This window comes from Spirosoma sp. (assembly GCF_048594605.1).
Taxonomy (GTDB): domain Bacteria; phylum Bacteroidota; class Bacteroidia; order Cytophagales; family Spirosomataceae; genus Spirosoma.
Genome location: NZ_JBMDWV010000112.1, coordinates 1 through 24,690 on the forward strand (window position 1 = coordinate 1; position 24,690 = coordinate 24,690).

Annotated in this window: 22 protein-coding genes; 14 read left to right on the plus strand and 8 right to left on the minus strand. The window is 49.5% G+C overall.

The features are described 5' to 3' along the window. Window positions 1–86 precede the first annotated feature (86 nt). The 3 genes from ACOJS8_RS06810 to ACOJS8_RS06820 all read left to right on the plus strand — a co-directional run bounded on the left by ACOJS8_RS06810 (window position 87) and on the right by ACOJS8_RS06820 (window position 2,739). The gene (locus tag ACOJS8_RS06810) at window positions 87–1,361 is read left to right on the plus strand and encodes a dipeptidase (protein ID WP_420147786.1); all 1,275 of its coding nucleotides are present in this window, start codon (window positions 87–89) and stop codon (window positions 1,359–1,361) included. 126 nt (window positions 1,362–1,487) lie between these two features. Continuing rightward, the gene (locus ACOJS8_RS06815; RefSeq protein WP_420147787.1) at window positions 1,488–2,348 is read left to right on the plus strand and encodes a DUF2306 domain-containing protein; all 861 of its coding nucleotides are present in this window, start codon (window positions 1,488–1,490) and stop codon (window positions 2,346–2,348) included. A gap of 241 nt (window positions 2,349–2,589) precedes the next feature. Then, window positions 2,590–2,739 carry a hypothetical protein gene (locus ACOJS8_RS06820; RefSeq protein WP_420147788.1) on the plus strand — a complete coding sequence of 50 codons (150 nt, stop codon included), beginning with the start codon at window positions 2,590–2,592 and terminating at the stop codon, window positions 2,737–2,739. Window positions 2,740–2,819: 80 nt separating this feature from the next. Here the strand turns inward: ACOJS8_RS06820 and ACOJS8_RS06825 are convergent, their stop codons facing one another. From ACOJS8_RS06825 to arfB, 5 genes are all read right to left on the minus strand, one after another. Further along, window positions 2,820–4,268 (minus strand): sulfatase, encoded by a 1,449-nt coding sequence (locus ACOJS8_RS06825; RefSeq protein ID WP_420147789.1) that lies wholly within the window; start codon window positions 4,266–4,268, stop codon window positions 2,820–2,822. Window positions 4,269–4,328: 60 nt separating this feature from the next. After that, window positions 4,329–5,600: a Pycsar system effector family protein gene (locus ACOJS8_RS06830; protein WP_420147790.1), complete on the minus strand. Its 1,272-nt coding sequence runs from the start codon at window positions 5,598–5,600 to the stop codon at window positions 4,329–4,331. Between the two features lie 50 nt (window positions 5,601–5,650). Further along, window positions 5,651–9,337, minus strand: coding sequence for a BamA/TamA family outer membrane protein (locus tag ACOJS8_RS06835; protein WP_420147791.1), 3,687 nt, complete (start codon window positions 9,335–9,337; stop codon window positions 5,651–5,653). 13 nt (window positions 9,338–9,350) lie between these two features. Next, the gene (locus ACOJS8_RS06840) at window positions 9,351–11,684 is read right to left on the minus strand and encodes a hypothetical protein (RefSeq protein WP_420147792.1); all 2,334 of its coding nucleotides are present in this window, start codon (window positions 11,682–11,684) and stop codon (window positions 9,351–9,353) included. Between the two features lie 295 nt (window positions 11,685–11,979). Beyond that, complete coding sequence (gene arfB, locus ACOJS8_RS06845; RefSeq protein WP_420147793.1) at window positions 11,980–12,381, minus strand: alternative ribosome rescue aminoacyl-tRNA hydrolase ArfB; 402 nt, start codon at window positions 12,379–12,381, stop codon at window positions 11,980–11,982. 214 nt (window positions 12,382–12,595) lie between these two features. Between arfB and ACOJS8_RS06850 the strand changes: the two genes are divergently transcribed. The 6 genes from ACOJS8_RS06850 (at window position 12,596) to ACOJS8_RS06875 (ending at window position 15,423) form a co-directional block, all read left to right on the plus strand. After that, window positions 12,596–12,970, plus strand: coding sequence for a hypothetical protein (locus ACOJS8_RS06850; protein ID WP_420147794.1), 375 nt, complete (start codon window positions 12,596–12,598; stop codon window positions 12,968–12,970). A gap of 18 nt (window positions 12,971–12,988) precedes the next feature. Continuing rightward, complete coding sequence (locus tag ACOJS8_RS06855; protein ID WP_420147795.1) at window positions 12,989–13,687, plus strand: hypothetical protein; 699 nt, start codon at window positions 12,989–12,991, stop codon at window positions 13,685–13,687. A gap of 201 nt (window positions 13,688–13,888) precedes the next feature. Beyond that, window positions 13,889–14,248 carry a hypothetical protein gene (locus ACOJS8_RS06860; RefSeq protein WP_420147796.1) on the plus strand — a complete coding sequence of 120 codons (360 nt, stop codon included), beginning with the start codon at window positions 13,889–13,891 and terminating at the stop codon, window positions 14,246–14,248. Window positions 14,249–14,310: 62 nt separating this feature from the next. Then, window positions 14,311–14,658 carry a hypothetical protein gene (locus tag ACOJS8_RS06865; RefSeq protein WP_420147797.1) on the plus strand — a complete coding sequence of 116 codons (348 nt, stop codon included), beginning with the start codon at window positions 14,311–14,313 and terminating at the stop codon, window positions 14,656–14,658. Between the two features lie 62 nt (window positions 14,659–14,720). Continuing rightward, entirely contained in the window at window positions 14,721–15,071 is a 351-nt protein-coding gene (locus tag ACOJS8_RS06870) for a hypothetical protein (protein ID WP_420147798.1), read from the plus strand. A gap of 1 nt (window position 15,072) precedes the next feature. Further along, window positions 15,073–15,423 (plus strand): hypothetical protein, encoded by a 351-nt coding sequence (locus ACOJS8_RS06875; protein WP_420147799.1) that lies wholly within the window; start codon window positions 15,073–15,075, stop codon window positions 15,421–15,423. A 62-nt stretch (window positions 15,424–15,485) separates the two neighbouring features. On the opposite strand, the gene ACOJS8_RS06880 is transcribed toward ACOJS8_RS06875, so the two are convergent. From ACOJS8_RS06880 to ACOJS8_RS06890, 3 genes are read right to left on the minus strand one after another with little or no spacing between them, the layout of a single operon-like run. Next, entirely contained in the window at window positions 15,486–16,718 is a 1,233-nt protein-coding gene (locus tag ACOJS8_RS06880; RefSeq protein ID WP_420147800.1) for an FG-GAP repeat domain-containing protein, read from the minus strand. A 50-nt stretch (window positions 16,719–16,768) separates the two neighbouring features. Beyond that, window positions 16,769–17,614, minus strand: coding sequence for an MBL fold metallo-hydrolase (locus ACOJS8_RS06885; RefSeq protein WP_420147801.1), 846 nt, complete (start codon window positions 17,612–17,614; stop codon window positions 16,769–16,771). A gap of 44 nt (window positions 17,615–17,658) precedes the next feature. After that, the gene (locus ACOJS8_RS06890; RefSeq protein WP_420147802.1) at window positions 17,659–18,522 is read right to left on the minus strand and encodes an SDR family NAD(P)-dependent oxidoreductase; all 864 of its coding nucleotides are present in this window, start codon (window positions 18,520–18,522) and stop codon (window positions 17,659–17,661) included. Window positions 18,523–18,659: 137 nt separating this feature from the next. On the opposite strand from ACOJS8_RS06890, the gene ACOJS8_RS06895 reads away from it, so the two are divergent. The 5 genes from ACOJS8_RS06895 to ACOJS8_RS06915 all read left to right on the plus strand — a co-directional run. Further along, a complete protein-coding gene (locus ACOJS8_RS06895) occupies window positions 18,660–19,226 on the plus strand; it encodes a hypothetical protein (RefSeq protein WP_420147803.1) in 567 nt (188 codons plus the stop codon). Between the two features lie 125 nt (window positions 19,227–19,351). Next, window positions 19,352–19,828: a hypothetical protein gene (locus tag ACOJS8_RS06900; protein WP_420147804.1), complete on the plus strand. Its 477-nt coding sequence runs from the start codon at window positions 19,352–19,354 to the stop codon at window positions 19,826–19,828. Window positions 19,829–20,036: 208 nt separating this feature from the next. After that, on the plus strand, window positions 20,037–20,987 hold the full coding sequence (locus ACOJS8_RS06905; protein ID WP_420147805.1) for a homoserine kinase: 951 nt from the start codon (window positions 20,037–20,039) through the stop codon (window positions 20,985–20,987). A gap of 128 nt (window positions 20,988–21,115) precedes the next feature. Continuing rightward, window positions 21,116–23,524 carry a family 20 glycosylhydrolase gene (locus tag ACOJS8_RS06910; RefSeq protein ID WP_420147806.1) on the plus strand — a complete coding sequence of 803 codons (2,409 nt, stop codon included), beginning with the start codon at window positions 21,116–21,118 and terminating at the stop codon, window positions 23,522–23,524. Window positions 23,525–23,638: 114 nt separating this feature from the next. Further along, window positions 23,639–24,690, plus strand: a 1,052-nt coding sequence (locus ACOJS8_RS06915) for an amino acid permease (RefSeq protein WP_420147807.1), incomplete at its 3' end; no start/stop codon positions are given.

Genomic DNA, 24,690 nt, shown 5'->3' on the forward strand with positions numbered 1-24,690 from the left:
ACTAATTTAAACTCAAAGTGTGGTAGGATAATTAAGAATGTTTGGGCGGACGACGGGTCGTCCGCGCTACGTTTCCACTAATCTTTATGAAAAACAGATTCTCTACCTCCCTGCTGGCCTGTCTGGCTTCTACTACGTTCCTGTCAGCTTCGGCGCAGGAAGATAAGGCACTACTTAAAAAAGCACACAAGATTCACGAAAAAGCGTTCACGATCGATACCCACGCTGATACACCCATGTTGCTGTCGCGCGGAAATTTCGACGTAACGAAAGACAACGACCCACGTACCACCAATAGCAAAGTCGATTATCCGCGTATGCGTAAGGGCGGACTGGATGCTATTTTCTGGGCTGTGTATTTAGGGCAGGGACCACGCACACCGGAAGGCCACGAAACGGCGAAGAAGAAAGCGATGAGCATTTTCGACGCCATTGACGGTACACTTAAAAAGACAGCTTCTGAAGCCGCCCTCGCCACAACGCCTGAAGAAGCGTATCAGATCAGCAAAACGGGCAAGCGAGTTATTTTCATCGGGGTTGAAAACGGCTATCCAATGGGCCACGACGTTACGTTGCTGAAGCAGTTTTATGACAAAGGCGCCCGCTACATGACGCTCTGCCATTCGAGCAACAACGACATCTGCGATTCCTCGACCGATCCGAAAGGGGCCGAATATCAGGGATTGAGCCCACTGGGTGAGCAAGTGGTTGCCGAGATGAACCGGCTGGGCATGATGATCGACGTATCACACGTATCAGATTCGACGTTTTACGATGTAGTACGTTTATCGAAAGTGCCCATCATTGCCTCTCATTCGGGAGCCAAAGCGATTTGCGATCATCCCCGAAACCTGACCGACGATATGCTACGTGCCCTGGCGAAAAACGGGGGCGTCGTTCAATTAAATCTACTGAGCGATTACGTCAAAACTATTCCGCCCAGTCCGGAGCGTGAAGCAGCTCAGAAATCTATGATGGAAAAGTGGGGGGTTAAAGATCGTCGGTCAATGATGGGTGCCATGAGTAAACTCTCGGAAGAGGATCAGAAAAAGCTGCGGGACGAGTTCATGGAAATCAACAAAAAATATCCCGTTCAGCTCGCTACGGTAAAAGACGCCGTTGATCATATCGATCACATTGTTAAACTGATTGGGATTGATCACGTCGGTATGGGTGCCGATTTCGACGGAGGTGGCGCTCTGGCCGACTGTTTCGACGTGAGCCAGTACGAAAACTTTACGGTCGAGTTTCTGCGCCGGGGTTATTCAAAAAAAGACATTGAGAAAATCTGGGGCGGCAATTTTTTCCGGGTTATGAAAGCTGTCGAAAAAGGCAAGACGGCAGAAATTGCGCTCAACTAATACCACTTCGACATACTGATTTCAATCCCTTATTGACCTGATCGATAGGGGATTTCTTTTTATTAAACGGAAAGTAGATTCGGCTAACGTATTCGTTAATTTGTTGAATTGCAACCGGTCCTCTCTATGATCAATGATGTAAGCGATACCCTTCCACAAACGGCGGCTCATAAGCCCATAACCAGACTGAGTCAGCAAACGCTACGTTGGTCTGGCTTTTTGCTGACGACTACCGTTTGGATCAGCGCCGGTTTGTTCGGTTTATACATCCTGGCCTTCTACGCTTCTGCTTTTTACGAAGACAATATGGGCCGTTGGAATCAGGTTTTGCCCCGGCTTTATGAGTCGAATACGACCACAGCAACGGGCGGCATAGGGCTTCATTTTGCGGCAGGTGGCATCATCCTTATTCTCGGAAGTATTCAGTTAATTGATACGGTCAGACTTCGTTTTCCAGCTTTGCACCGCTGGATTGGGCGTTTGTACGTTCTGGCGTGTCTGCTGGCGGCTGTCGGCGGCCTGACGTTCATTGCGATCAAAGGAACAATTGGTGGTATCGCCATGAATATCGGATTTGCGCTCTACGGCATCCTGATGTTTGTAGCCGCTGTGCAAACGTATCGTACCGCCGTTGCCCGAAATCTGGAGACGCACCGTATCTGGGCGTTACGTTTGTATGCGCTGGCAATCGGTTCCTGGCTGTACCGTATGGATTACGGGTTTTGGTTTGCCCTGACGGATGGGCTTGGTCATACCAAAGCGTTTAGTGGGCCGTTCGATAAGCTGATGTTCTTTTTCTTCTACATTCCCAACCTGCTGGTCGTTGAAGCGTATATCCGGGCCAATACGTATCAAGCCTCTCCTATTCTTCGAATATCAGCCTCGCTCATACTACTATTTGCAACGGGATTTCTGATACTGGGAACGTATTATTTCACTACGCTTTATTGGGGTCCCGCCATTGCCAACTGGGTATCTGGCAGTTAGCGTACGCTTTATTATATTCACGCAGATAACAAGCAAAGACGATGAATCATAACGATTTATTATTAGCAGTAAAGCGCCTGACAGCGCCAATAAAAGCCTTTCTTAACGACGTAGTAAAAGGCAGAATCAAAGCAGACATTGCTTAAAGAATTGATTGTAGCCGTGGAACACTAACAACAGTATTCCGTTTAGTGTTATTGAATTTTACTACGTATTCGAAAACAGTTTAACTCACAAAGCCATGGCAATCGCGTGGATTATAGCTGGAATCGTATTGGTCTGGTATTGCTTAAAGGCACTCAGAGCAAATCCGGCCAAACCGAACTGGAACAAAGCCATCGCGGCTGCTCTGCTATGGCCGTTTTCTCTCTTTATGGAACGCTATAAATAACTATTCCACACTCATCCTCTATTTTGCCTTGCTCCACGTAGTTGCTTTTGTAATACGAGCCTTGGATTACGTAATACGTATCATTGATTGATTCTTCCCGGTTCGCGAATGTTGGTTCCGGTACGTTTCTGAAGATCATCTCCCAGATCGGCTCTCGCTTCTTCGGCTAGTTTTTCCAGTTGGGTCACTACGTCAGGGCGTTGCTCCAGTACGTTATACCGCTCGCCCGGATCGCGCCGTAAATCGTACAGCGCCTTCGGAACTTCATGTTTTTCATCAGTAGCACCTGGCTTCCCATTCTGACCGGGCAAAAAGCCTTCATATGTCCGGCTGGGATGCGCGAATACTAACTTCCAGTCGCCCTGCCGAACCGCTTCCAGGCTGCTTTTACGGTAATAATAGTAGAAATGATCGCGGGGCGTAACCGTATCATCACCTTTCAGCAGCGTAAGCCAGTCAATGCCATCAATCCGTTGTTTTGGCAACCGAGCACCACAGATTTTCGCCACGGTTGGCAGAATATCCATCGTGGTCAGCAGCTTGTTGCTAACCCGACCGGCGGGCACCACACCCGGCCAGCGTACCAGACACGGAACCCGGTGACCACCTTCAAACGACGTACCTTTTCCTTCCCGAAAACCGCCCGTTGAGCCCGCATGATCGCCATAGTTCAGCCAGGGACCGTTATCACTGATGAAAATAACCAGCGTGTTTTTATCCAGCTTCTGCTGTTTCAGTTCACTCATAATCTGACCCACCGACCAGTCTAATTCCGTTATTACGTCGCCAAAAAGACCACGAGCTGTTTTGCCTTTGAACGTAGCCGAAACGGCCAGCGGTACGTGCGGCAGCGGATGTGGTACGTACAAAAAGAAGGGCTTGTTTTTATTCTTCCGGATAAACGAGACGGCCTTCTCCGTCACCGTCGACGTAATGCGGCTGGCGTCTTCTAAATTTTTGATTTCCTGCCGGTTTTCATTTCCATCAATCCAATGAAGGGGTGGATATGTACCAGTCGGGTGCAGCGGCCACATATCATGCGAATACGGTACGCCATAGTATTCATCAAAGCCCTGCTGCAAAGGTAAAAATGGTTGCTTATCGCCTAAATGCCATTTCCCGAAGATTCCGGTAGTGTATCCTTTCTCTTTTAGCAGTTCCGCCAACGTTTCCTCATTCGGATTCAGGCCAATTGGCGAATTTGGTCCCAGCGCGCCCGAAATACCCAGCCGATTTGGATAACAACCCGTAAGCAGAGCTGCCCGCGATGCGCTGCAAACCGCCTGCGCGACCAGAAAATTCGAGAAACGGGAACCCTCAGCAGCCAGTCGATCCAGATTAGGCGTCGTGTAATCCAGCGCCCCTGTAACCGATAAATCGCCATAACCCATATCATCCATAAAAAACAGGACAACATTCGGTGTAGCTGGCGCTGGTTTTTCAACCCAGCTGCTGCACAAAAAACCAAGTGTAACGAACGTAACAGCACTAATTAAAAACCAGGAAAAACGTCGGGAGATTTGTATCATAAAAAAAAGCACTACGCCACAGAGTGTTATTGGCAATGGAAGAACAAGAATAGGCCCTTTTTACTTTTCATAGATAAGAAAAGCCAGTATGAAGGCAAAGACCGATACCACAAAGCCAAACATAAAGATGTTGTAGGAGACACGTAGCAACTTATATTTTTTACTCAGCACAACGCCCAGAAAGTAAATGTCGCGCGTCATGCTGCTGTACAGAAAATCGCTGTCCGCCATCATAGCTTTTACGCCCTGATCGTAGTCGTCCAGCGTCATGTTGTAGAAATTGCCGAAGAACAGCAAATTGGCTTTTTTGTTCTGAATATCTTCTTTCGTGAACCGGCCCTGCGTTACGTTCGGGCGCGTGGCCAGCACCGAGAAAATAATGGTCAGAAGGGCCGTAACGATAAAAATAGCCGTTGGTAGCATCAAATGCGGATGATTTTCGATACGTGGCGCCAGAATTGACACCACAACCGATACCATAATGGAATTGACCGAAATCATGATATTGGCCTTACTGTCCGCTATCTCACTCAGCCGCAAATGATTCGTTGAGGTGGTCCGAAACATCGTCTCGATTCCTCGTTCGGGCTTATCATCTTTGTCTTTCTTTTTTTTCTTCTCCGGCAAAAAAGGGAACGTAGTGGTAGACTCTGGTAAAGAATCTGTGTTAACGGGTTCGGGATTCGTCAAATCAGGAACCGGTGTGTCAATAGGGGCAGCCACCTGTTTCTCTTTCTTTTCGGCATCTTTCTGCCTGAGCTGGTCAAGGTTTGCTTCCTTGCCCTTGTTGAGGTGCTTTTGGGCATAAGGCGTAAAGTACTGATGCGAACTCAGGAAGTTAATATTCCCCTGCCGCCAATCGCTGCCCGAAATCTCGCGTCCGGTCAGTTGCTCGACTTCTTTACGTAACAGTTTGGTTTGTTCCTTATACGTATCGCTGCCCAGGTGCGATAGGTCGGCGTCGCACACGATTTCTTCCAGCAAATTTGCGGGCGTTTGCGGGAGTTTCGTCGCACGGATGCACTGCTGCACCTGGTGGATCAAATCAGGCGAAACCGACTGTGTTTTCAGAAACGTAGCTGCTTCTTCGGCCCCTCGTTCTTCGTGCTCCTGCTTCGGCCCTAACAGATAGCCGACGTCATGAAACCAGGCGGCCGCCAGCACAACCAGACGCTGACTTTTCACCAATTCGTAATGGTGGGCCAGTTTTTCCGCCATCTGAACGACGCCCTCGGTATGCATCAATGTATGATACGTTAGCTCGGATTTAGGATGTTCGTTAAATAGCTGAACAACGTAGGATTTGATTTGGGCAATCAATACGTCAGACATGAGGATAGGAATTGAGTCAGTTACGCCATTAAAGTACCGGAATAAATCGCTTAAAACCGATAGCCAAGCGAAACATAGGGCAGCGTGCTTTCGTCGGAAAACGCAACCGATGCCGTTACAACGAGTAAGCTGGCGGGCGATACGTAAAGCCCTGCTCCGTAGCCATCGTGCCAACGCTCCGACGATTCGCCCCGGCTCCACACACGCCCCAGATCATTGAACGCCATTAGCCCTACGCTTCCCGGAAACAGATACGATCTGAAATCAAACAACTTTAGCCGCGCTTCCAGGTTGTGGTAAACCATACTCTCTCCCGCAAACCGATACGTTCGAAAACCGCGCAGGTTGTCATGTCCGCCCAGATAAAGCAATTGATAAAAAGCCGGATTGCCGTACGTAAGTCCTCCCCCAATCCGGTTGACCAGCACGAACCGGGCCGCCCGACTGAAACTTATATACGTAGTCAGATCGGTACGTAGCTGCGTCATCTGGTTGCCCTGTTCGGCAAAGCCTTGTAGCCCAAGCAACGTAGTGTTCCAGTAAATGCCCCGCGCTGGCTGAACGGCGTTGTTACGTGTATCGATCAGCAGACCAGCCTGTAAGCCGCCGTAGCCTTCTTCCCGAAGAAAGCGCTCCTGCGCCGGTAGTTCGTTCAGATAGCGCTCGATAAAGCGGCCCTGGTTGTCGCGAAGATCCAGTTTAAAATACTGAAAAATCGGCCCGAGCGAGAATTGCAGATGCTCGCCCATCTGTCGTTTCAATTGTACCGCTACGTTCGCCAGATTATATCGTGTCCGGTAATAGCGAATTCGCTGCGACTGGTCATAAACGCTCTCGTTGCCCGGCCCGAAAAAGTTCGTTACGTTGTCCGGCGCTTTAATGAAGGCGTTGATCCACAAATCGTTTTTGCCGATAACATCCGTAAAAATTCCGTCGTATTTAAATGCCGTAGCGTTGGTAGCCAGCGAATGCGAAATCATCAGCCGGTGCATAAACTTGTACGGCGACTTCCGAAAACCCTGCTTAGTCCATTGCAAACCAGCGCCCAGAATTATTCCATCGTCCAGATTATAGCCCGCTGTTGCAATAGGCGCCAGTCGGTCGTACTTAAACGCATGAGGATCATACTGATTGATGGATTTATCGGTTGAGGTACGTAACGTAGCGAGGCCCGGCTTAGGAAATACGTTAGCTTCGGTCGACAAGTCGTAAATTATCATTTTACCGGGTCGGCTATGCTGCGTATTCAGGATGAACGTATCGGCTCCCCGACCGCCAATCAGCCGGATTTTCAGATCGTCGATCTGATCACCTTTGACCACAAACTGATCATCCCCTTTACGCCCATACAACCGGATTTCGTCGGTATCGGATGCGTCAAATACGCGGTAATACAATCGCTGAGCGGGTTTGCCTTCTTTGGTAATTTTAAAAACCGTAACCGCTACGTGGTCCTCATCCAGATAATCGACCTGAAAGGATTCCGTTTTATCGGAGCCGGGTATATCGACTGATTTAGCCAGAAAACGGTAGTACCTCATGGCGCCCTGAAATAACCACTCCCGACGGGCTTTCAGCGTTTCCAGAATTTGTTTGCCTGACAGTTGCTGAATCGTATCGGGCAATTGCTGAACGGCGCGTTGCAGTACGTCGTCTGTCATGGCGGCTCTAAGCGTGTTAATCTCTTCCAGCCAGTCTTCGCTGCTTAAACCGGCCAGAAATAGTCGATCAAAATACCGGCCATTGAACATAAACCCATTCACGTTCGGCTCGCTGGCTCGAAATCCCTGCAGCTTCGGCTGTATCCAGGGTAGCGAGGCAATGGCTGGTAAAACGCCCGTTGTTCGGAAGAAAACCTGATCCCGGTCGCGGGGAATCGGGTAAAACTCTTTGCCGCCTTTGGTTTTTCGGCTACCCCAGCGCCATTGATCTTCGTGACGATCCCAGTCGCCCATAAACAAATCCAGCAAACGCGCCCGAAGCGCAGCCCGCTGATCGACGCGATTATCATTATCGTCTTCCAGCGCATCCAGTACTTTTGGCGTACTAATTGACTTACTATCACCGGGGCTACGTTCTTCCAGCAGGCAAACAGTATTACCAAAATCAGGCTGATAAATACCTAATGCCGGATCATCGGGTACGTACATAATCGCGGGATTGGCGTGCGGAACGCCACTCGCCGATGCCAGCGTCGGAACGGCCAGGGGCGCAAACGGATAGGCAGCCGAAATCTCATCCTGTAAAATATCGCTGGCCACCGTTTGACGCAGATACGAGGGAATGGCTTTGGCCGGATCTTTCTGGATGGTACGTAGCACCCACTCACGCCCAGTCGCATCGGCCAGACGTAGTGATTTGGTTTGTTGCCCGCCACCGCGCTGAAGAATTTTAAAACCGCCTTTGGTGCGGGTTATGTCAAAAACAGGCAGAGAAACAGGCGCCGTCCATTCGCGACGGTAGTTTTCGCCGAACAGAAACCGGTGCAATCGACTCACGGTATCGTAAGCGGGTGCAATAGCCAGCCGAACCTGATCGGGCCAGATGGGCCGACGTAACCCTGTTTTTATGGAATCGGTGGTGGAGGAAATCGTAAATATATTAGCCGCGTGCGCCTGAGTCGCCGTAGCGTTTTCATCGACGGTATAGAACGTAGCGTTGACACGACCATTCGTCAAATGATCCAGCACAACGTATCCCCACTCACCGCTGACAAATCGTGCGTTTTTACCATTTTTAACCCGCTCTCGATTAATACCCGATCCGCTCACAATGTAGTGGCGGCCGCCATCGACAATATGCTGGAGCGCATGATCGTGTCCTGATACAAACGTTACGTTCGGTGCGGGGGCAACGGCTTTTTCAAGTGCCTGAACCATTGCTTTGTACAGTGGATTTGGCAAATCCTGAATGTTGCCAAACACACCCCGCACCAGCGGATACAGCGACCCGATTACCGGCAACGGAATGTACAATTTGTCATTCATGTCGGTCAGCGGAAAAATGTGCTGCTTGAGGGTGTAATAGCCGCCATGAATACCGTAGCTCCGAAACGGCTGGTGCGTTGCCAGAATAATACCCTTGTCTTTATTCCGCGATACGATATCCGACAAACGGGCAATCACTTCGTCCTGGTTTTTACAGGCGCAATCCGAATCCAGACCGGGCTTATCGTACGGATGAAGCCACCATTGCGTATCAATAATAATCAGTACCAGCTTGTTATCCAGGTGAATTTCTTCCGGACCGGGGCAGCCGCCCGCTGGCAAAAGTCGAATGTTAGGCGCCTTCAGACTATCGAGCCATTGGCCCTGTCGCTTGATTTTCTCCCAGCCATCAGGATGTCCTTTTCCCCAATCGTGGTTGCCCGGAATAAACAATACGTTCGATTTCTTACCAATTCCTGGCCGGGCCAGTCCAGGCCGGGCCTGATACCGCAGAATAGCCGTTAGCGAATCGTAATCCCGGTGGTTTTCATCTTCCAGTCCGTGCGGGTACACATTGTCGCCAAGGTAGAGCAACGTAGTACGTGGGTCATTGAAATCGTATCGCGCCTGCACCGCATCGACAACTGGATTTTTTCCGTGATACAAACGGCCAGCATCGCCGATCAGAATAAGCCGGTGCATAACCGAGTCCATCGGCGCCTGCGCCCAAAGCTCAGTAGTCAGGAAAAGCAGAATCAGGCAATAAATGGTACGTAGTAAGTTTCGGCAGGAAGGTAATGAATGACCCATATAAGGCAGCTCTTTATTGATCGAATGTAATGTGTAATCGTAGCGCTTTGAGGCCCACTACGCCTTGCAAAGGCTCCAATTCTACCTGATCAACGGTCGGTTGGATTTGCTGCTGATCACGCATGGTTTCGATCAGCGGGAGGTAAGGCGCCACATCCTGATGATTGGCATATACCAGCGCAATCGTGCCGGGCTGAGTAAGTCGTTCGTGCGTATTCAGAATGCAGGCTTTGTCGATACGTTTCTTGACGACTTCGTACCGAATGCTATATGATCCTTCTACGTCGAAGCGATGCTCATCCTGTCGAAAATTGATGTCAACAGGCTGTGAATGAGCCAAAACTAGCTGGGTTGTTTGCAAAGGAAGTGGCAGGTGAGGCCGTAATCGGTGCGTGAGCCGGGCAATATCGACCATCGACGACAACTGCCAGGCGTAAAATTGTTGCAGGTGGTTTGGCTCAAAAATCTGCTGTGGCGCAATGGTCTGGCCTACATAGAGCGTATATTCCAGCCCATCTGTCCGAAACGTTTCGGCATAGTGCGGAAAGATGCGCTGAAGCTTTTCATCAGCCTGCCCGATATATTCTTTCACGGTCGTGTTGAGCCAGTGTACGCTACGTTCGTAGGCCTGTAGGGCTTGTTTGAATTGCCCGGTTGTTTCGTCAAGCTGGTCAAAATACTGCTGGATGGATGATGCAAACTCGGTATGATTGCTTTGCAGATGCTGCAGATACGGCTGAATTTCACCCGTCAGGAAAAGTGTGATTTCCGCTTCATCGTCCGAATCGAGTCCAAAAGTCAGGCGCTCCTGCCAGTGTTTTACCTTGTCCAGTAACAGTTCCGGCATCAGCAATTCATCGGGCATGACCGGACAATTAAGAATTACCTTAAGCGCATCCAACTGTTGCGATAAATCCCACTGAACCGCTTTATGCCGCTCCACGGACGAGTTCCGAATGTCGATTGCACCATAAATGGGATACACCTTCGAAAATCGAACCAGATCGGCCTGCGACTGCTTCTTTTTGCCAAGCAGCGCAAGCCAGGCGGCTTCGTTGAACTTCCACTCCACGGCCGGTTGCAGGTTGGTAAACTGCTGTTTAATCATCCGGTCAAGCGCAGCATTGAATTGGCTTCGTTGGTACAGAAGGAGTTCCTGCACCAGTGGAATTACGGGTTCGAATTTCTGTAAAACCTCTTCATTAAGCCCATTCGGGTAAGGACTTGCCATTTCCAGAAGGCCCAGCAACTGATTGCCCATTCGAATCGGGTAAAACAGAAAGCTACGTAGTCCATTTTTATAAAGTGCCCGTAAATGACTACCCGTAGCCTGGGTTAGGTCTGGCGTTATGGTAGGCTTTCCATATCGGCCAATGTAATTGATGATGCGCTCCAGCGCAGGTTCATCAACAGAGTCAGGGTATAAACCTGAGTATTTCAGGAAAACGCTGCGGGCTGCAAAATCCGGATAATGTGCGTAACGACCGTTTACCTGCAGAAATGGCATGATTCCGATCTGCAGATCGGCCTGGCCGCCCAGGTTACGTAGCGTCCGTTCAAATCGATTGTAGATAACCGGCTCTGGATCAGACTGTAAATGTGCAAACGTTTCGCGCAGCTGCTGTACGGTTTCCGTTTCTGTAATATCCTCAATCATAAAGAAGGCAAACCCTTCAACGATAAAATCGTCAATTGGCAGCGGATTCGGTACGTCGTTGATGCTTTTATGAACGCCATTCACGAAATCAACCCAGGCAGGATCGAGTGGTGGCAATTCGTAGCGGGGTCTGGGTACCATGAAGGTGCTATCGACATTAATCCGGTAATACGTTGTCAGGCCGTTAATTTCTTTCTGAAAAGGTAGAAACGTTTGCTTCCTGATTATCTGGATACCGTAGCAGTTTGTCAGAATCATCCGATACGCGAAGCGCAGCTTTTCGTTCGGATCGACTTCTACCTTCATATCCATAGGAAATAATCCCGGGTGTCGGGTCATCAACCGTTCGAAGGCAGGAGAATAGTGGAGTAGTTGCAGTGGTTCGGGCAGTCCGAACGCATAGGGAATGTCCTGATCAAACTTCGTCAGGGGCAACACACTAAACGTAATCAGCTGAAACAGCTCGGATAAACGTTCGGGGTCATAGCCCTGTTCGGGATGATCCTTTATCAGAAAAACAGCGTTTGCTTTATGGGTCAAATAATCCCGCAGCTCCTGCAGATGGGTCATTCCTGCCGAGCATTCATCATCACTTAATCGACTTTCCAGGTAGTTTATAAACGGCTTGAAAGACAACCTGAACTTGGGCGACAGATCAGTCTCTTTACGTTCATCAGTATTGGTATCCATTGTTTATCAACGGGTTGTATAATTCGAAACATACGGTAATGGTTAGCTTTTAACGAACGGTTGCCAGGTTACTCATCCGGACTGATGAGTAACCTCAAAGTCCTGCTCTTTAATGGAACGTAACAGCTAAATGGATTAAAAAGATCGCCACTATCTCAGTCGATAGTATATTCCTATAATTCGATTTCGCCGGGATTGAATAAGTATAGTATCACTAATTTTTATAAATGGCTGGCCTGCGGCAGACATAGTAAGGCAATGGCTATAACTAATGCGCTTTTAAGAAAAGCTAATGCTAAAAATCTACTTTCTTTCTGGCTGCTTTGACATCACTTTTACGTTTTTTCCCGGCGATACGTTCCTCTACCGAGGCTTTGGAAGGTTTGGTTGCTTTGCGGGGTTTTGGCTTCTCAAACGCTTTTTCGATAATACGATAGAACTTCTTTGTTACTTTCTCTTTATTAGCCAGTTGCGTGCGCTCCGTCTGGTGCGTAAGTACCAATTCGCCTTCGGTCGTGAGTTTGTTGGCCAGTTTTTCCTCAAGGATAGCCCGTTCATCATCAGTGAGTAGCGTTGACGTACGAACGTTGAAACGTAGTTCGGCTTTCGTCGCTACTTTATTCACGTTCTGACCGCCTGCTCCCCCACTACGGGCAAACTGATACGTTAGTTCAGGCTGTAAACGGGTCGCATCCATACTATTCTGGGTATTAGCGGGAAAACAAAGGTTTCCTAAAAACAAACATCGGGTGAGTCAGTTCTTTTTCAAAACTAACTGATTCAAAGGTAAACAGTCTGGGGTTGTCATGTAGCAGCCATTCGCGATCATCAACGTTTAAGCAGCTACGCCTAATGCTTGATGAGACATATGTATTGAATGACAACAACTAACTTTTTCAACAAACCCGATAATGATTGCAAAAGATCAAAACCAGATTTCGCTCATCGACGAAACGGTGAATACGCTCGATGGCAGTATTAATACAACGACAGCTGCGGATGGGTTGTCGTTGATTGACAAATGGCTGAACCGACTCGAAGAAGTAGGTGATGACGCAACCGACGATATTGCTGAGACGCTGGAACGACTACGGCCCGAAATCGACACGGCGCAACGCTATAACCGGATCGATAATCAACACATCGCTGACCTGCTACAGGAACTGATCGAACAGACACGTAACGTAGCCGATTCTGTCGAAGCCAGTGCCGAGCAGATCGAACTATCTCAATTAATTGCCGTACTGGAAAACCTGCATCGTCAGGCTGTTAGCCAACTAAAATAACTTAAAATTCTGATACGTATGGCCATCAATGATCATGCCGCCAATCTTGTAAATATCACCGTCAAAGCGTTTAACGAAGACGTAACCAGCATTTCGCCAACGGATGGGCTCTCGCTTATCGACAGCTGGCTCAACTTTCTTCATTCCGACGCCCAAACTGACAATTCCGTCAACAGCACCCTCAGCGAGCTAAGATCCGAATTGCAAAGCGGACAGTTAGATGGTGCGCACATTCAGCAATTACTGGGCGACTTAAGCAATCAGGTAAAGCAGCTCGCCAACTCGGCTGACGCGGACGACAAGCCCCAAATCACTACGTTATCCGAAGCCTTGGATGGTTTTAGCCAGCAGGTAAATGGGGAATCCGGTCCGGCAAAAACTGGCGGGCAGGCTCCTATGACCAGCACCGTTGGGGGCGAATCATCCAACAGTGGCGTAGGTGCGTCTCCATTCGGGACCAGCGGAGACGATCTATCGGGACGTAACGGCGGAATAATCAGCAACAGCACCCCAGATGATGTCGACATGGATGATACGACAGGTAGCGATGGCGGCCCCCAAAAAGATCGTTCGTCTGACGATGATACGGGAGATTCGAGCTACTCTTCAGAATCGGAATTGTCCAGATCGGACACGTCGCGGATTGGCGGACCGGGTGTTTCGGGTGGCACGGGCGATACATCGACGACCCAATCGGGTGGCCGATCGCAGTATTAACTAACGGTTAGAGGAGCAATTCGTATCGTAGGGAAAAAATTCTCTCTACCACACGAATTGCTTTCTGTTTAGGGTTCTACCCCAATTTTTTGTCTTAAACAAACCGCCGTATGGCCGGGTTATTCGATAACAACAACCCCTGATAGGTAAGAGCCGCTCATAAGCGAAAACATGCCTGCCCTATCATAAACTTTTAAAACTATGGCTTCTCATGCACTAGACCAGCGGCTATTTGAACAAACAGCCAGTCTTATCGACGAAAATAATGCCATTTCAAGATCCTCGCCCAATCGGGTCGAGCTGATTGACGGCTGGTTAGAAGTAATTGAAGGCAACGAGCGGACCAAACAGATTGAGGGTAAGCTAAAAGAGCTGCGTGATCAACTAAAGCTCAACCAGCCCGATCCCGACCGCGTTCAGGAACTACTGTTCAGCCTGGCCGAATATACCTCACAGGTAGCGCAGGGTAGCGGTATGCAGGAGCAGACCGTTAACCAGTTGGAGAATCTAGCCATGACACTACGTATGCTGGCTGGCCTGCAAGTCATTGACCATAAATAATTTAACCATATATCAACGGCAACAGACTCGTCTGTTCGAACTGTTGTTGAGAACGTGTCACTATGTTAGGATCGAACCGTTTGGAAGAAGGGATGCTGAATGACACCCTCACTACGTTCCGCAATAATGATAAGGCTGCTATTTCGCCCGCGCAGGGAGTTATGCTAATTGATGGCTGGCTCCAGGCGCTCCAGGGCGACCCTAATCTGGATCAGCTTACGGGGCAACTCGGCGAACTCCGTACGGCTTTGCAGGCAGCCCAACCGGACGACCAATACATTCAGGACTTGATGACGAGCCTGGCCGATAAAGCACAGCAGGTAGCCGAAGATCCAAACTCCGAAGGTACCTGGACAGGTGGGCTCGAAAGTCTGTCGAAGATTCTGCGAAATTTCGGAAGTAAACAATAAACCTGCTTTTGCGGATCAGGTTAGTGCAACTATCCGCAAAAGCTTAATTCACTACGTATACCATGGAAGGAACTGAAACTACACTGGAACATCGCATGCTCAACGATACGTTGGGGGCCTTGGGCGATGGGCATCATATGAACCTCCCCGTCGAGCAGGGAATTTTACTGCTGGAAGGCTGGATGAATGCCCTACCTGGCGATGTGGGTGCTGAACGAATTCTGGCGGAGGTGGAAGCGCTGCGTGATCACCTGAAAACAGGCCATTACGATAGTGAGAAGATCCGGCATCTGCTACTCAGCATGGCTAGCCACACACTTTCTCTCTCTCACGAACCTTCTGTTGGCGACACGACTGCGCAGCAATTGAAGCAGTTAGCAAACGCACTACGTAATTTTACCAGTCAGCTTTGATATGTTGAATCACGAAAAATCTACTGAATTGCTCGACTCCACCATGACTGTGCTGGAGGGAGATCTTACGAATGAAACCCCGCAGAGTGGCAAGGGTGTGATTGATCAATGGCTGGCGCAACTGCGTCAGGCCGAAAACGCTACAGATATTACCAATACGCTGGAACAGGTCAAAACGCAGCTGGAAAGCGATCAGATAAATGGTGGTGAACTGAGTGATTTGTTGAATACGCTGGCTACGCAGACGGTTGAGTTTAGCACCCGGATGGGCTCGGAAGGCGATATAGCCCCCCGATTGGAAGGATTAGCTTCGGCGCTACGTTCGTTAGCCGGGCAAGTACAACATCAATAACTTTGAAAACTCTCTAAAGCCGGGCGCGGCCGGGTCCTGAGGGGATTTAGGGGTCTGAAACATTACGGTTTCAGACCATTCCAGTAGATCAATACGTTCAGCGTAGCCCGGCCCGACGCAATTACGTCCAGATCCCCGTCGCCATCAAGGTCGGCCGCCTGCAGATCTTCACAGGCCATCCGGACGCTATCATCCAGCGCATATCCCTGCACATTACTATCTTCGCCAGGCTTGTATAAGCGCACGCCAACTTTTTTATCGGCATTCGGATTACGCCAGCCAGCTATGATCTGATCGCTACCCAGCCCCAGAAAATCACCGCAAACCAGCGCGTGTCCCTGATTAAATACATCTGTCAGTACGTCTATCTCCTTATCGGTTACCAACTGGCGCGGTTTCCGAAACGAATAGTAGCCGGTTTCTACCTGAAGCAGATTCCCGTGCATCGGCTGAATCGTAGCGATACGTTTGCCGTTGTCCATCCGCCGGATTTCGCCAATACCGGTCACGTCTTTCGTAAGCAGCGGTAAGGCATTGCGGGCAACTTCGTCGTCATAAACGCGCCACTTCTTCTTACGCCATTCGAAGATATTGCCGCCTTCCTTTCCGGCAACGATCAAACCGGTGGTATTGCCATCTTCCCAGATTTCGAGATTATGCGTCAGGTGCATAGTCGAATCGACAAGGTAGCGTTTCCAGGTAGTACGCGGATTTTTGGGAAACTCATAACCCCAGATTCTGACCCCTCGCCCCTCCCCGTTTTTATTTCCTAACCCATGCAGCGGTACCACAATTAACTGATACGAGTCTTTCCCCACTTTCGCCCAGCGCATTCGGTGCGTCGTTACTTCATGCGGCAGCCGTACGGGTTCCCACTTTTGTGTTGGGTCCTGCGGACGTATCAGATAAAACACAGCCCCTGATTTCGTACTGTCGTTTGTTTCGGCCGGATTCCAGCCAGCGCCAACGGCCACCTCAACGCGTCCGTCGCCATCCAGATCACGAGCCGCAATACAGACGTTATCCTGTGGCGTCAGATTAGCCGCCATGACGTAGCGCTTCCAGGCAGACGTTTTATCGCCTGGATTTTTATACCAGACAAATTCTTTTTGATCGGCCAGTAAAATATCCGGTTTCTGATCGCCATCAACATCGCCAATAGCCAGGCCGTAGCCAATATTTATCTGATTATCAACAACCTGAATTTTAAAATTCGTTACGTTACGTCTGGCCGTATCTGTCTGCGCCAGTAAAGGCGAGGTGATAAACAGCAGGAAAAGAAGCCCGATTTTCATAGTATTTTGCCCGGTCATGTCAGTTGAAGAAAGAGATAGGTAAGCTACTTCTACCGACTTATCTTTACCTGTTCGCCTAACTGCATAACGCGATAGGGTGTGTTGTACTGTTCACAGGCCCGCACAAAATCGGCCGGATCGGCGGTGTTAAATTCAAAAAGATCGTAATGATGCGGGATAACGAGTTTCGCCCCAATGTCACGACCGAGCCGGGCGGCTTCGTCGGGGTTGAGGTTGCCCGCAACGCGCCGTTCAGGTTTGTTTCCGTTGATAGGCAAAAACGCTACGTCGACATGAAAGGGGCGCAAAAGGTCAACCATACCGTCGTACCATAACGTATCGCCCGAATGATACACGGTGTATGGACCAATTTCTACGACAAACCCCATGAATTTGCATCGGCCTTCGTCGTCGCGTTCGAGTTCGTTATGGGCAGCCGGTACGCCATGAAAAACAAACGTATCGACGGTTGTCATTTGCCCGTCTGTTAGACCAATGGGCCAATTAGGTTCTGTACCTAACCGGTCGGCAATAAAAGCGCGATTGGCTTCGGGGATGACGAACTGTAACCCAGGATTTGCGGCCATGAGTGGCCGTAACGTATCGGCATCCAGATGATCGGTGTGGTTATGACTGGATGTCACTACGTCGACACTGGTTAACTTTTGTGGGTCAATAACCCGCTCCGAAATTCGCACGTGCGGCTTATCGGTATTGGCATATTTAAGGCTCAGCGAATCCGACAGATACGGGTCAAACAGCAACTGTTTACCATTATATTGCAGCAAAAACCCGCTTTGCCCAAGCCACCAGACATGCAGCGTATCTATCTGATTTTTAGCGACATTTATGTCATTTATTAACGTATCGTCTTTTTGAAAAGCGGCTTTCAACATAATTTTTCAGCTAACCTGGCGAGTTAATGCATAACGACAAAATTCTACTTTTTTCTTTCTCTCAAACCACTAAGTTGCCCTAGTGCCCAGTCCAGCATCCGGGCTGGTAACAGACGTGGTACTATCCAGCTTGTGAACTTATTAGGCACCAGCGCATACCGGACGTTAGGGTGCTTTGTCTCGTAAATAGCGACGATACGTTCGCCCAGATAGTCTATCGAAAAGCCTCTGGCCTCGGCAGCTTCAATCTGTTTTAAGAGCCATTGTATAGCTGGGTAATACGCGGTTTTCTCATAAAGACCAGCGTCTATTCCTTTTCCCCATATGGGTGTTTTAACGGCTCCCGGACCAATAATAATTACGTCGATGCCAAACAAAGCCAGCTCTCGACGTAGCGTGTGTGACATGCCCTCAAGCGCATGTTTCGAACCAACGTAAGCGCCCACAAATGGCGTAGCGACCTGACCATTGACCGAGCTGATATTCAGAATTCGACCCGGTTGCAAGGAATAGTTTTCGCGAGCGCCCAGTAAGGGTAAAAATGCCTGCGTAACCCGCATTGCTCCCAGCACATTGACGTCAAAATGTTGTTGAATCGTTTCCATGGACTGGTATTGCAAAGGTCCGCCAATCGCAATACCGGCGTTGTTAATTAAGCCTCCCAGCCCACTGCCTACTAGTTTTTCTGAAAGACAGCCAGCCGCAGCCTGCACGGCTTCAGCGTCCGTTACGTCGAAAAGTAAGGGGGTAAATCGCTCACCAAACTCAGCCTGCAATCGGTCGGCATCTACCTGGTTCCGCACACTACCGAATACAGCGTAGCCTTGCCGGATAAACTGCCGGGCCGCACCGTAGCCAATGCCCGTCGAGACACCAGTAATGAGAATGTTTTTGCTGGCAGGTTTCATTTCGTAAACATACCCAAAACCTATTCAACAATCGTACGCGCGGGAACGTTATGCTATCACTTATTAGTAAATGAGCGATTGACCAGGTCGCTGAAGCGAAGGCTGACCAGCTCATTTACTCAAGCACTCGATTCATTATGCAGGACATTGAACCGTTTTACGGCTGGGAAAAGTATTACACCGCATCGGAAGATGAGAAGTCGCCCTTTTACGAGCGGGAGTATAATATGCAGCAGTACGAAAATACCATCTACGGCTATTACATTCATCCGCTCTGGGACGAAATCGGCTCCGAAACCCTTTATTGCAAGATTCTTTTTGATAACTACGACCGCCAGTTTGTTGTGATTGAGCTTTTTGGGGAGTGGAACGATACGTTACACAACGACATCATGTACCTCAAACGGCAGGTCATCGATCCGCTTATTCAGCAGGATATTAAATACTACGTGCTGATTGCAGAGAATATTCTCAACTTCCACGGCTCTGACGATAGTTACTACGAAGAGTGGTTCGAAGACATTGAAGATGGCTGGATTGCGGCCATTCATTCGCCGGAATTCATCGAGCGCGAATGGAAAAAGTACCACCTCGATTATTACATTAATTTTGGCGGTACGCTCGATCTTGCAAACTGGCGTACCCTCAAACCCGCCGGACTATTTGAGTTAGTAAACAACCTGATTGTTCGACGGCTCGGTTAGAAAACAACCAGCAGCATCGTTTTTTCGCCTTTCTACCGTTTCTTTCACCCCCTCTTCCCTTTCTTTTTGGTTTTTCCACGGTTTCTACTCAATTTTCGCTCATTACGCAAACCCACAATAATCCAATGGAAAACGAAAAAATCAAAGCGACCGAAGATATCCAGGCTGCCAAAGCTACAGCCGCCGACAAACTGGAAACGTTCAGAACGGAAGCAGGTCAACACCTGAATGCAGCCGCCAGCCAGCTCGACGAAATGAAAGATAAGCTGGTAGCACAGGCGCAGGAATTTGGCAGAGACATCGATATTGAAGGCTTAAAGGTCAAAGCAACGGAGCATTTCGAAGCGGCCAAAGCCGCAACGGCTGAAAATTTAGCGAACCTGCAGGCTCAGGCTGAAACAGCATTTGCTGCGGCTTCCGCCAAAGCCGACGAACTGTCGGACGTAGCTGAAGATAAGTTCGACGAACTGAAAGCGGAAGCCAGTGTGCAGCTAGCTGCCGCGCAGGTGAAACTAGACGAACTGAAAGCGGAAGCGGCCCTCCAGATCGAAGCGGCTAAAGAAAAAGCCAAAAGTGTCTGGAATGATCTGTTTGGTGGATAAGAAGTTGCCATAAACACGTAACGAAACGAGCCAGATCCTTTTTCGGAATCTGGCTCGTTTCGTTACGTCCGATTGCGGATTAATTCCATCAAATGACGAAAAAACGGAGCGTATATCTGGCCGATGCACGTAGCACGCAGAAGGCGTTACCATTGGTTTTCCAGCCCAAAATCGCTAAACTTGTGGGAAAGTTGCCCCCTTCTCTGTCGTGAATTCAATTACTGTATTTGCCCCGGCCACTGTTGCCAACGTAGCCTGCGGATTTGATATTTTTGGCTTTGCCGTTGATAAACCCGGCGATCAAATTGTTCTGACTGCTCGCGATGAACCGGGCGTCCGAATTACCGATATACTTGGCGACGAAGGTCGTTTGCCCCGCGAAGCGTCCCGCAATACGGCAGGCATTGCGATTCAGACGTACCTGAAGCATATCAACCGAACCGACGTTGGGCTGGACATTGTTTTGCACAAACAAATGCCACTGGGTAGCGGCCTTGGCTCTAGTGCTGCCAGTGCCGTAGCCGGTGTTTTTGCCGTGAACGAATTTCTTGGACGGCCGCTCCCACTCATGAAGCTGCTGCCGTTTGCGATGGAAGGCGAACGCATTGCCTGTGGGTCAGCTCATGCTGATAACGTAGCGCCATCCCTGCTGGGCGGCTTTGTTGTTGTACGTAGTTATCAGCCGCTGGATGTGATACGTATCGAAACGCCCGCAAATCTATTCTGTACGCTCGTTCACCCCGACATAGAGGTCAATACAAAAGATGCCCGTTTTATTCTCAAGAATGAGGTATCGCTGAAGAATACGATTACGCAGATGGGCAACGTAGCGGGCTTGATTGCAGGGCTGATGACACCTGACTATGATCTTATTAGCCGCTCGCTGGTCGATGTAATTATTGAGCCGGTGCGCGCTATTTTGATTCCTGAATTTAACGAAGCCAAACAGGCCGCTTTAGAAAACGGCGCTCTGGGCTGTAGCATATCAGGATCGGGTCCGTCGATGTTTGCCCTAAGCCGCGACGCTCAAACCGCCGAACAGGTTGGTGCCGCCATGCAACAAGCCTTTTTATCGGTCGGCATTACCAGCGAAGCATACGTATCAAAAATCAACAAACAGGGCCCGAAAGTACTGTCTGACGAGAAAGTGACGGTCTAACATTCAAGGTAAGCGATTTTCGGGAGCGGTTTAGTTCAGCCTAAACCGCTTTATTATTGTCCTGTTTATACGGTTTCTGGCCCTTGTTCGTTCAATCGACACGGATTATCCACGGTTAAGCTTCGCCTATGTTTACGCGTTTTATAGTACTGATTTCCTTTCTTCTACCCGTTACAGCCGCTTTTTCCCAATCCACCGACCGCTACCAACTTATCCCCTATCCGGCCCAGCTCGAACCTCGTTCCGGGACGTTTACGCTCAGTCGTACAACAACGGTTATGATACCGTTCGCAGAGCCCGATGTAAAAGGAATTGTCGAGACCTTTGTGAATCAGATTAATCATCGAAGTGGTTTGGCGCTTTCGGTCAGGAATACGGCTAAAACGGCGGCCCCCGGCAATCTGATTCAGTTTCAATCGTTACGTGACTCAACACTGGGCGATGAAGGCTACCGAATCGACGTAACAGACCAGCTCGTTACGGTCGAAGCGCGTAATCCGAAGGGTTTTTTCTACGCCGTTCAAACGCTCTATCAGTTATTACCCCCTGCGGTATTAGGCTCGGGGCAGAGGGCAGGGAGCATAGGGGTTTTACCTGGAAGTTCCACACCCCTTAGCCCCGTGCCCCAAGCTCTAAGCCTGCCAGCCTGTCGAATTGAGGACCGTCCGCGCTACGTTTACCGGGGCCTGCATCTCGATGTAAGTCGTCATTTCTTTCCCGTAGCGTTCATCAAAAAGTACCTTGACGTAATGGCGCTGCATAAATTTAATACGTTCCACTGGCACCTGACCGACGATCAGGGGTGGCGTATTGAAATCAAAAAATACCCAACACTTACACAAATTGGTTCGCATCGGAGCGAAACGATTGTTGGGCATTACGATAATAATGACCCACAAGTATTTGATAAAAAACCGTACAGCGGCTTTTACACGCAGGACGACATTCGGGAGGTGGTCCAATATGCGGCTGAAAGACACATTAACGTAATACCCGAAATTGAGCTTCCGGGTCATGCCACGGCGGCTCTGGCTGCCTATCCCGAATTAGGCTGTTCGCCACGCTCACTCAATGGCGACGCTTATAACGTAGCAACAAAATGGGGTGTATTCGGCGATGTTTTTTGTCCAACCGAAAAAACGTTTACGTTTCTCCAGGACGTACTAACCGAAGTGATGGCGCTGTTCCCCGGCAAATACATTCATATTGGGGGCGATGAATGCCCAAAATCGGTATGGCGAAAAAGTGCTTTCTGCCAGCAATTGATTAAGCGACTGCACTTAAAAAACGAACACGGTTTGCAGAGCTATATTATCAAACGCATTGATCAGTTTGTTACGTCGAAAGGACGACGGATTATTGGCTGGGACGAAATTCTGGAAGGAGGCCTGTCGCCCAATGCTACCGTCATGAGCTGGCGGGGTATCAAAGGCGGGATTGAAGCTGCTCGTCAGCGCCACGACGTTATCATGACTCCTAGCCCATTCTGTTACTTCGACTATTACCAGGGCGATCCTACACAGGAGCCAACTGCCTTCGGCGGGTCATTGCCGCTGGAAAAAGTATACGCCTACAATCCTACTCCAGCCGAACTTACGCCCGACCAGGCAACGCATATTTTAGGTGCACAGGGAAATCTCTGGACCGAGTACATTGATACGCCCGAGCAGGTCGAATACATGATCTGGCCACGAGCAGCCGCTTTGGCGGAAGTCGTTTGGACCCCGCAGGCGAACCGCGATTATACTACGTTTATCCGCCGGCTTCCAACGCATTTCGAGCGGTTAACGAACCTGAACGTTAATTACGCCCGAACGTTCTACGATGCACTTCCGTCGGCCAGGCCAACGACTGATGGCAAAGTGGAGGTAACCCTTTCGACCAAATCGCAGCCAGCCGTAGCTCCGGAAATTCGTTTTACAACAGATGGCAGTGTACCTTCCAGTCAGTCCCCCTTGTACGAAAAGCCACTTGTTCTGGAAAAATCAGCGATCATCCGAACCGCTACGTTTGAGAATGGCAAGTCGTTGAGCCAGCCATTCAAAGTGCAGAAAGAGTATCTCGTATCGAAAGCCACAGGTAAATCGTATACATTGCTGAGTGCGCCAGGCAGTACCCGACCCGATAAGAATTTCAGCCTGACCGACGGTACAACCGGTGGCATCGGTGGGTACGAATTGTCAGGAATTGTATCATTCTCAACAGATTTAAACGTCGTAATCGATCTCGGCGCATCGCAACCCGTAGAAAGTGTTCGCGTCGGTTTCCTCAAGTACACCGCTAGAAATGTGTGTTTGCCCAGGCAGGTCGAAATTTTGGTTTCGGAAGATAACGTAACGTTTACGCCCATGGTAAGCACACAAACCAACGCAGCGGAAGGTGGAAAGCGGTCCATTGTCCGGCTCCCGTTCGATTTCAAATCGACAACTGCCCGCTACGTTCGCATCATTGCCCGCAATGCTGGCAAAGTTCCCGCTGGCTTACGGAATCCGGGAAAATCGGCGAAACTGGCGGTCGATGAGATGGAGGTTAGATGATGCCAAACGTACCGATTCGTTTCGATTAAGCGCTGTCCGATTTAGGGGCTTTTTAGCGCAACCGTTTGTTTTTTTAATCAATTGGCCGCTTCTTGTCAGTATATCTTCTTTTTCATGGCTGAAAATCAATCGAACGCTGCACCATCGGCCGATATAGGCACGGAACCCACCGAATTTAATCGATCGCTGAGTCTGCTCGACTCCACGCTTATCGTCTCCGGCTCCATGATTGGTTCCGGCGTTTTCATTGTTACGGCCGATATGGCCCGCAACCTGGGATCGTCGGGCTGGCTGCTGATGCTCTGGGTCCTGACGGGCGTACTGACCGTAGCGGCTGCTTTGAGTTATGGCGAGTTGGCCGGTATGATGCCCAAAGCGGGTGGGCAGTACATTTACATTCAGCGAGCGTTTGGCCAGTTGACGGGCTTCGTCTACGGCTGGACAGTGTTTATGGTTATTCAGACGGGGACGATTGCCGCTGTAGCCGTAGCGTTCACGAAATATACCGCCGTTTTTATTCCCGCCCTTGGCCCCGATAACGTATTGATGGCGCTGGGACCAATCAAAATAACCCTTGGTTCGCTGTTCGCTATTGCGAGTTTAGTCCTGCTAACCTGGCTCAACAGCCGGGGAATTCAGAGCGGAAAATTGATTCAGAATGTATTTACCTCCGCCAAATTAATTGCCTTGCTGGGCCTGATTGTCATCGGTATTACGATTGGCTTGAGTAGCGGCCAGTTATCCGCAAATCTGACAAATGCCTGGGAAGCCAGCGCTACGTCGGCAACCGGCGAAATAGTCCCTATAGCAGGAATTGCGTTATTACTAGCCTTTGGTACGTCGATGGTTGGTTCGCTGTTCTCGGCCGATGCCTGGAACAACGTAACGTTTATTGCGGGTGAGATCAAAAACCCGCGCCGAAACATTCCGCTGGCACTGTTCTTCGGAACCCTAATTGTCACGACCATCTATTTTCTGGCCAATGTTTCTTACCTCTCGCTTTTACCGTTGAAAGGTTTGCCAACAGCCAGCGACATTCTGGGGCGGGGCATTCAGTTCGCCGAAGCCGATCGGGTTGCCACAGCAGCCGTCGAAACAATTTTCGGGAACGTAGCGGTCGGTATTATGGCAGCGTTGATCATGGTTTCAACCTTCGGCTGCAACAA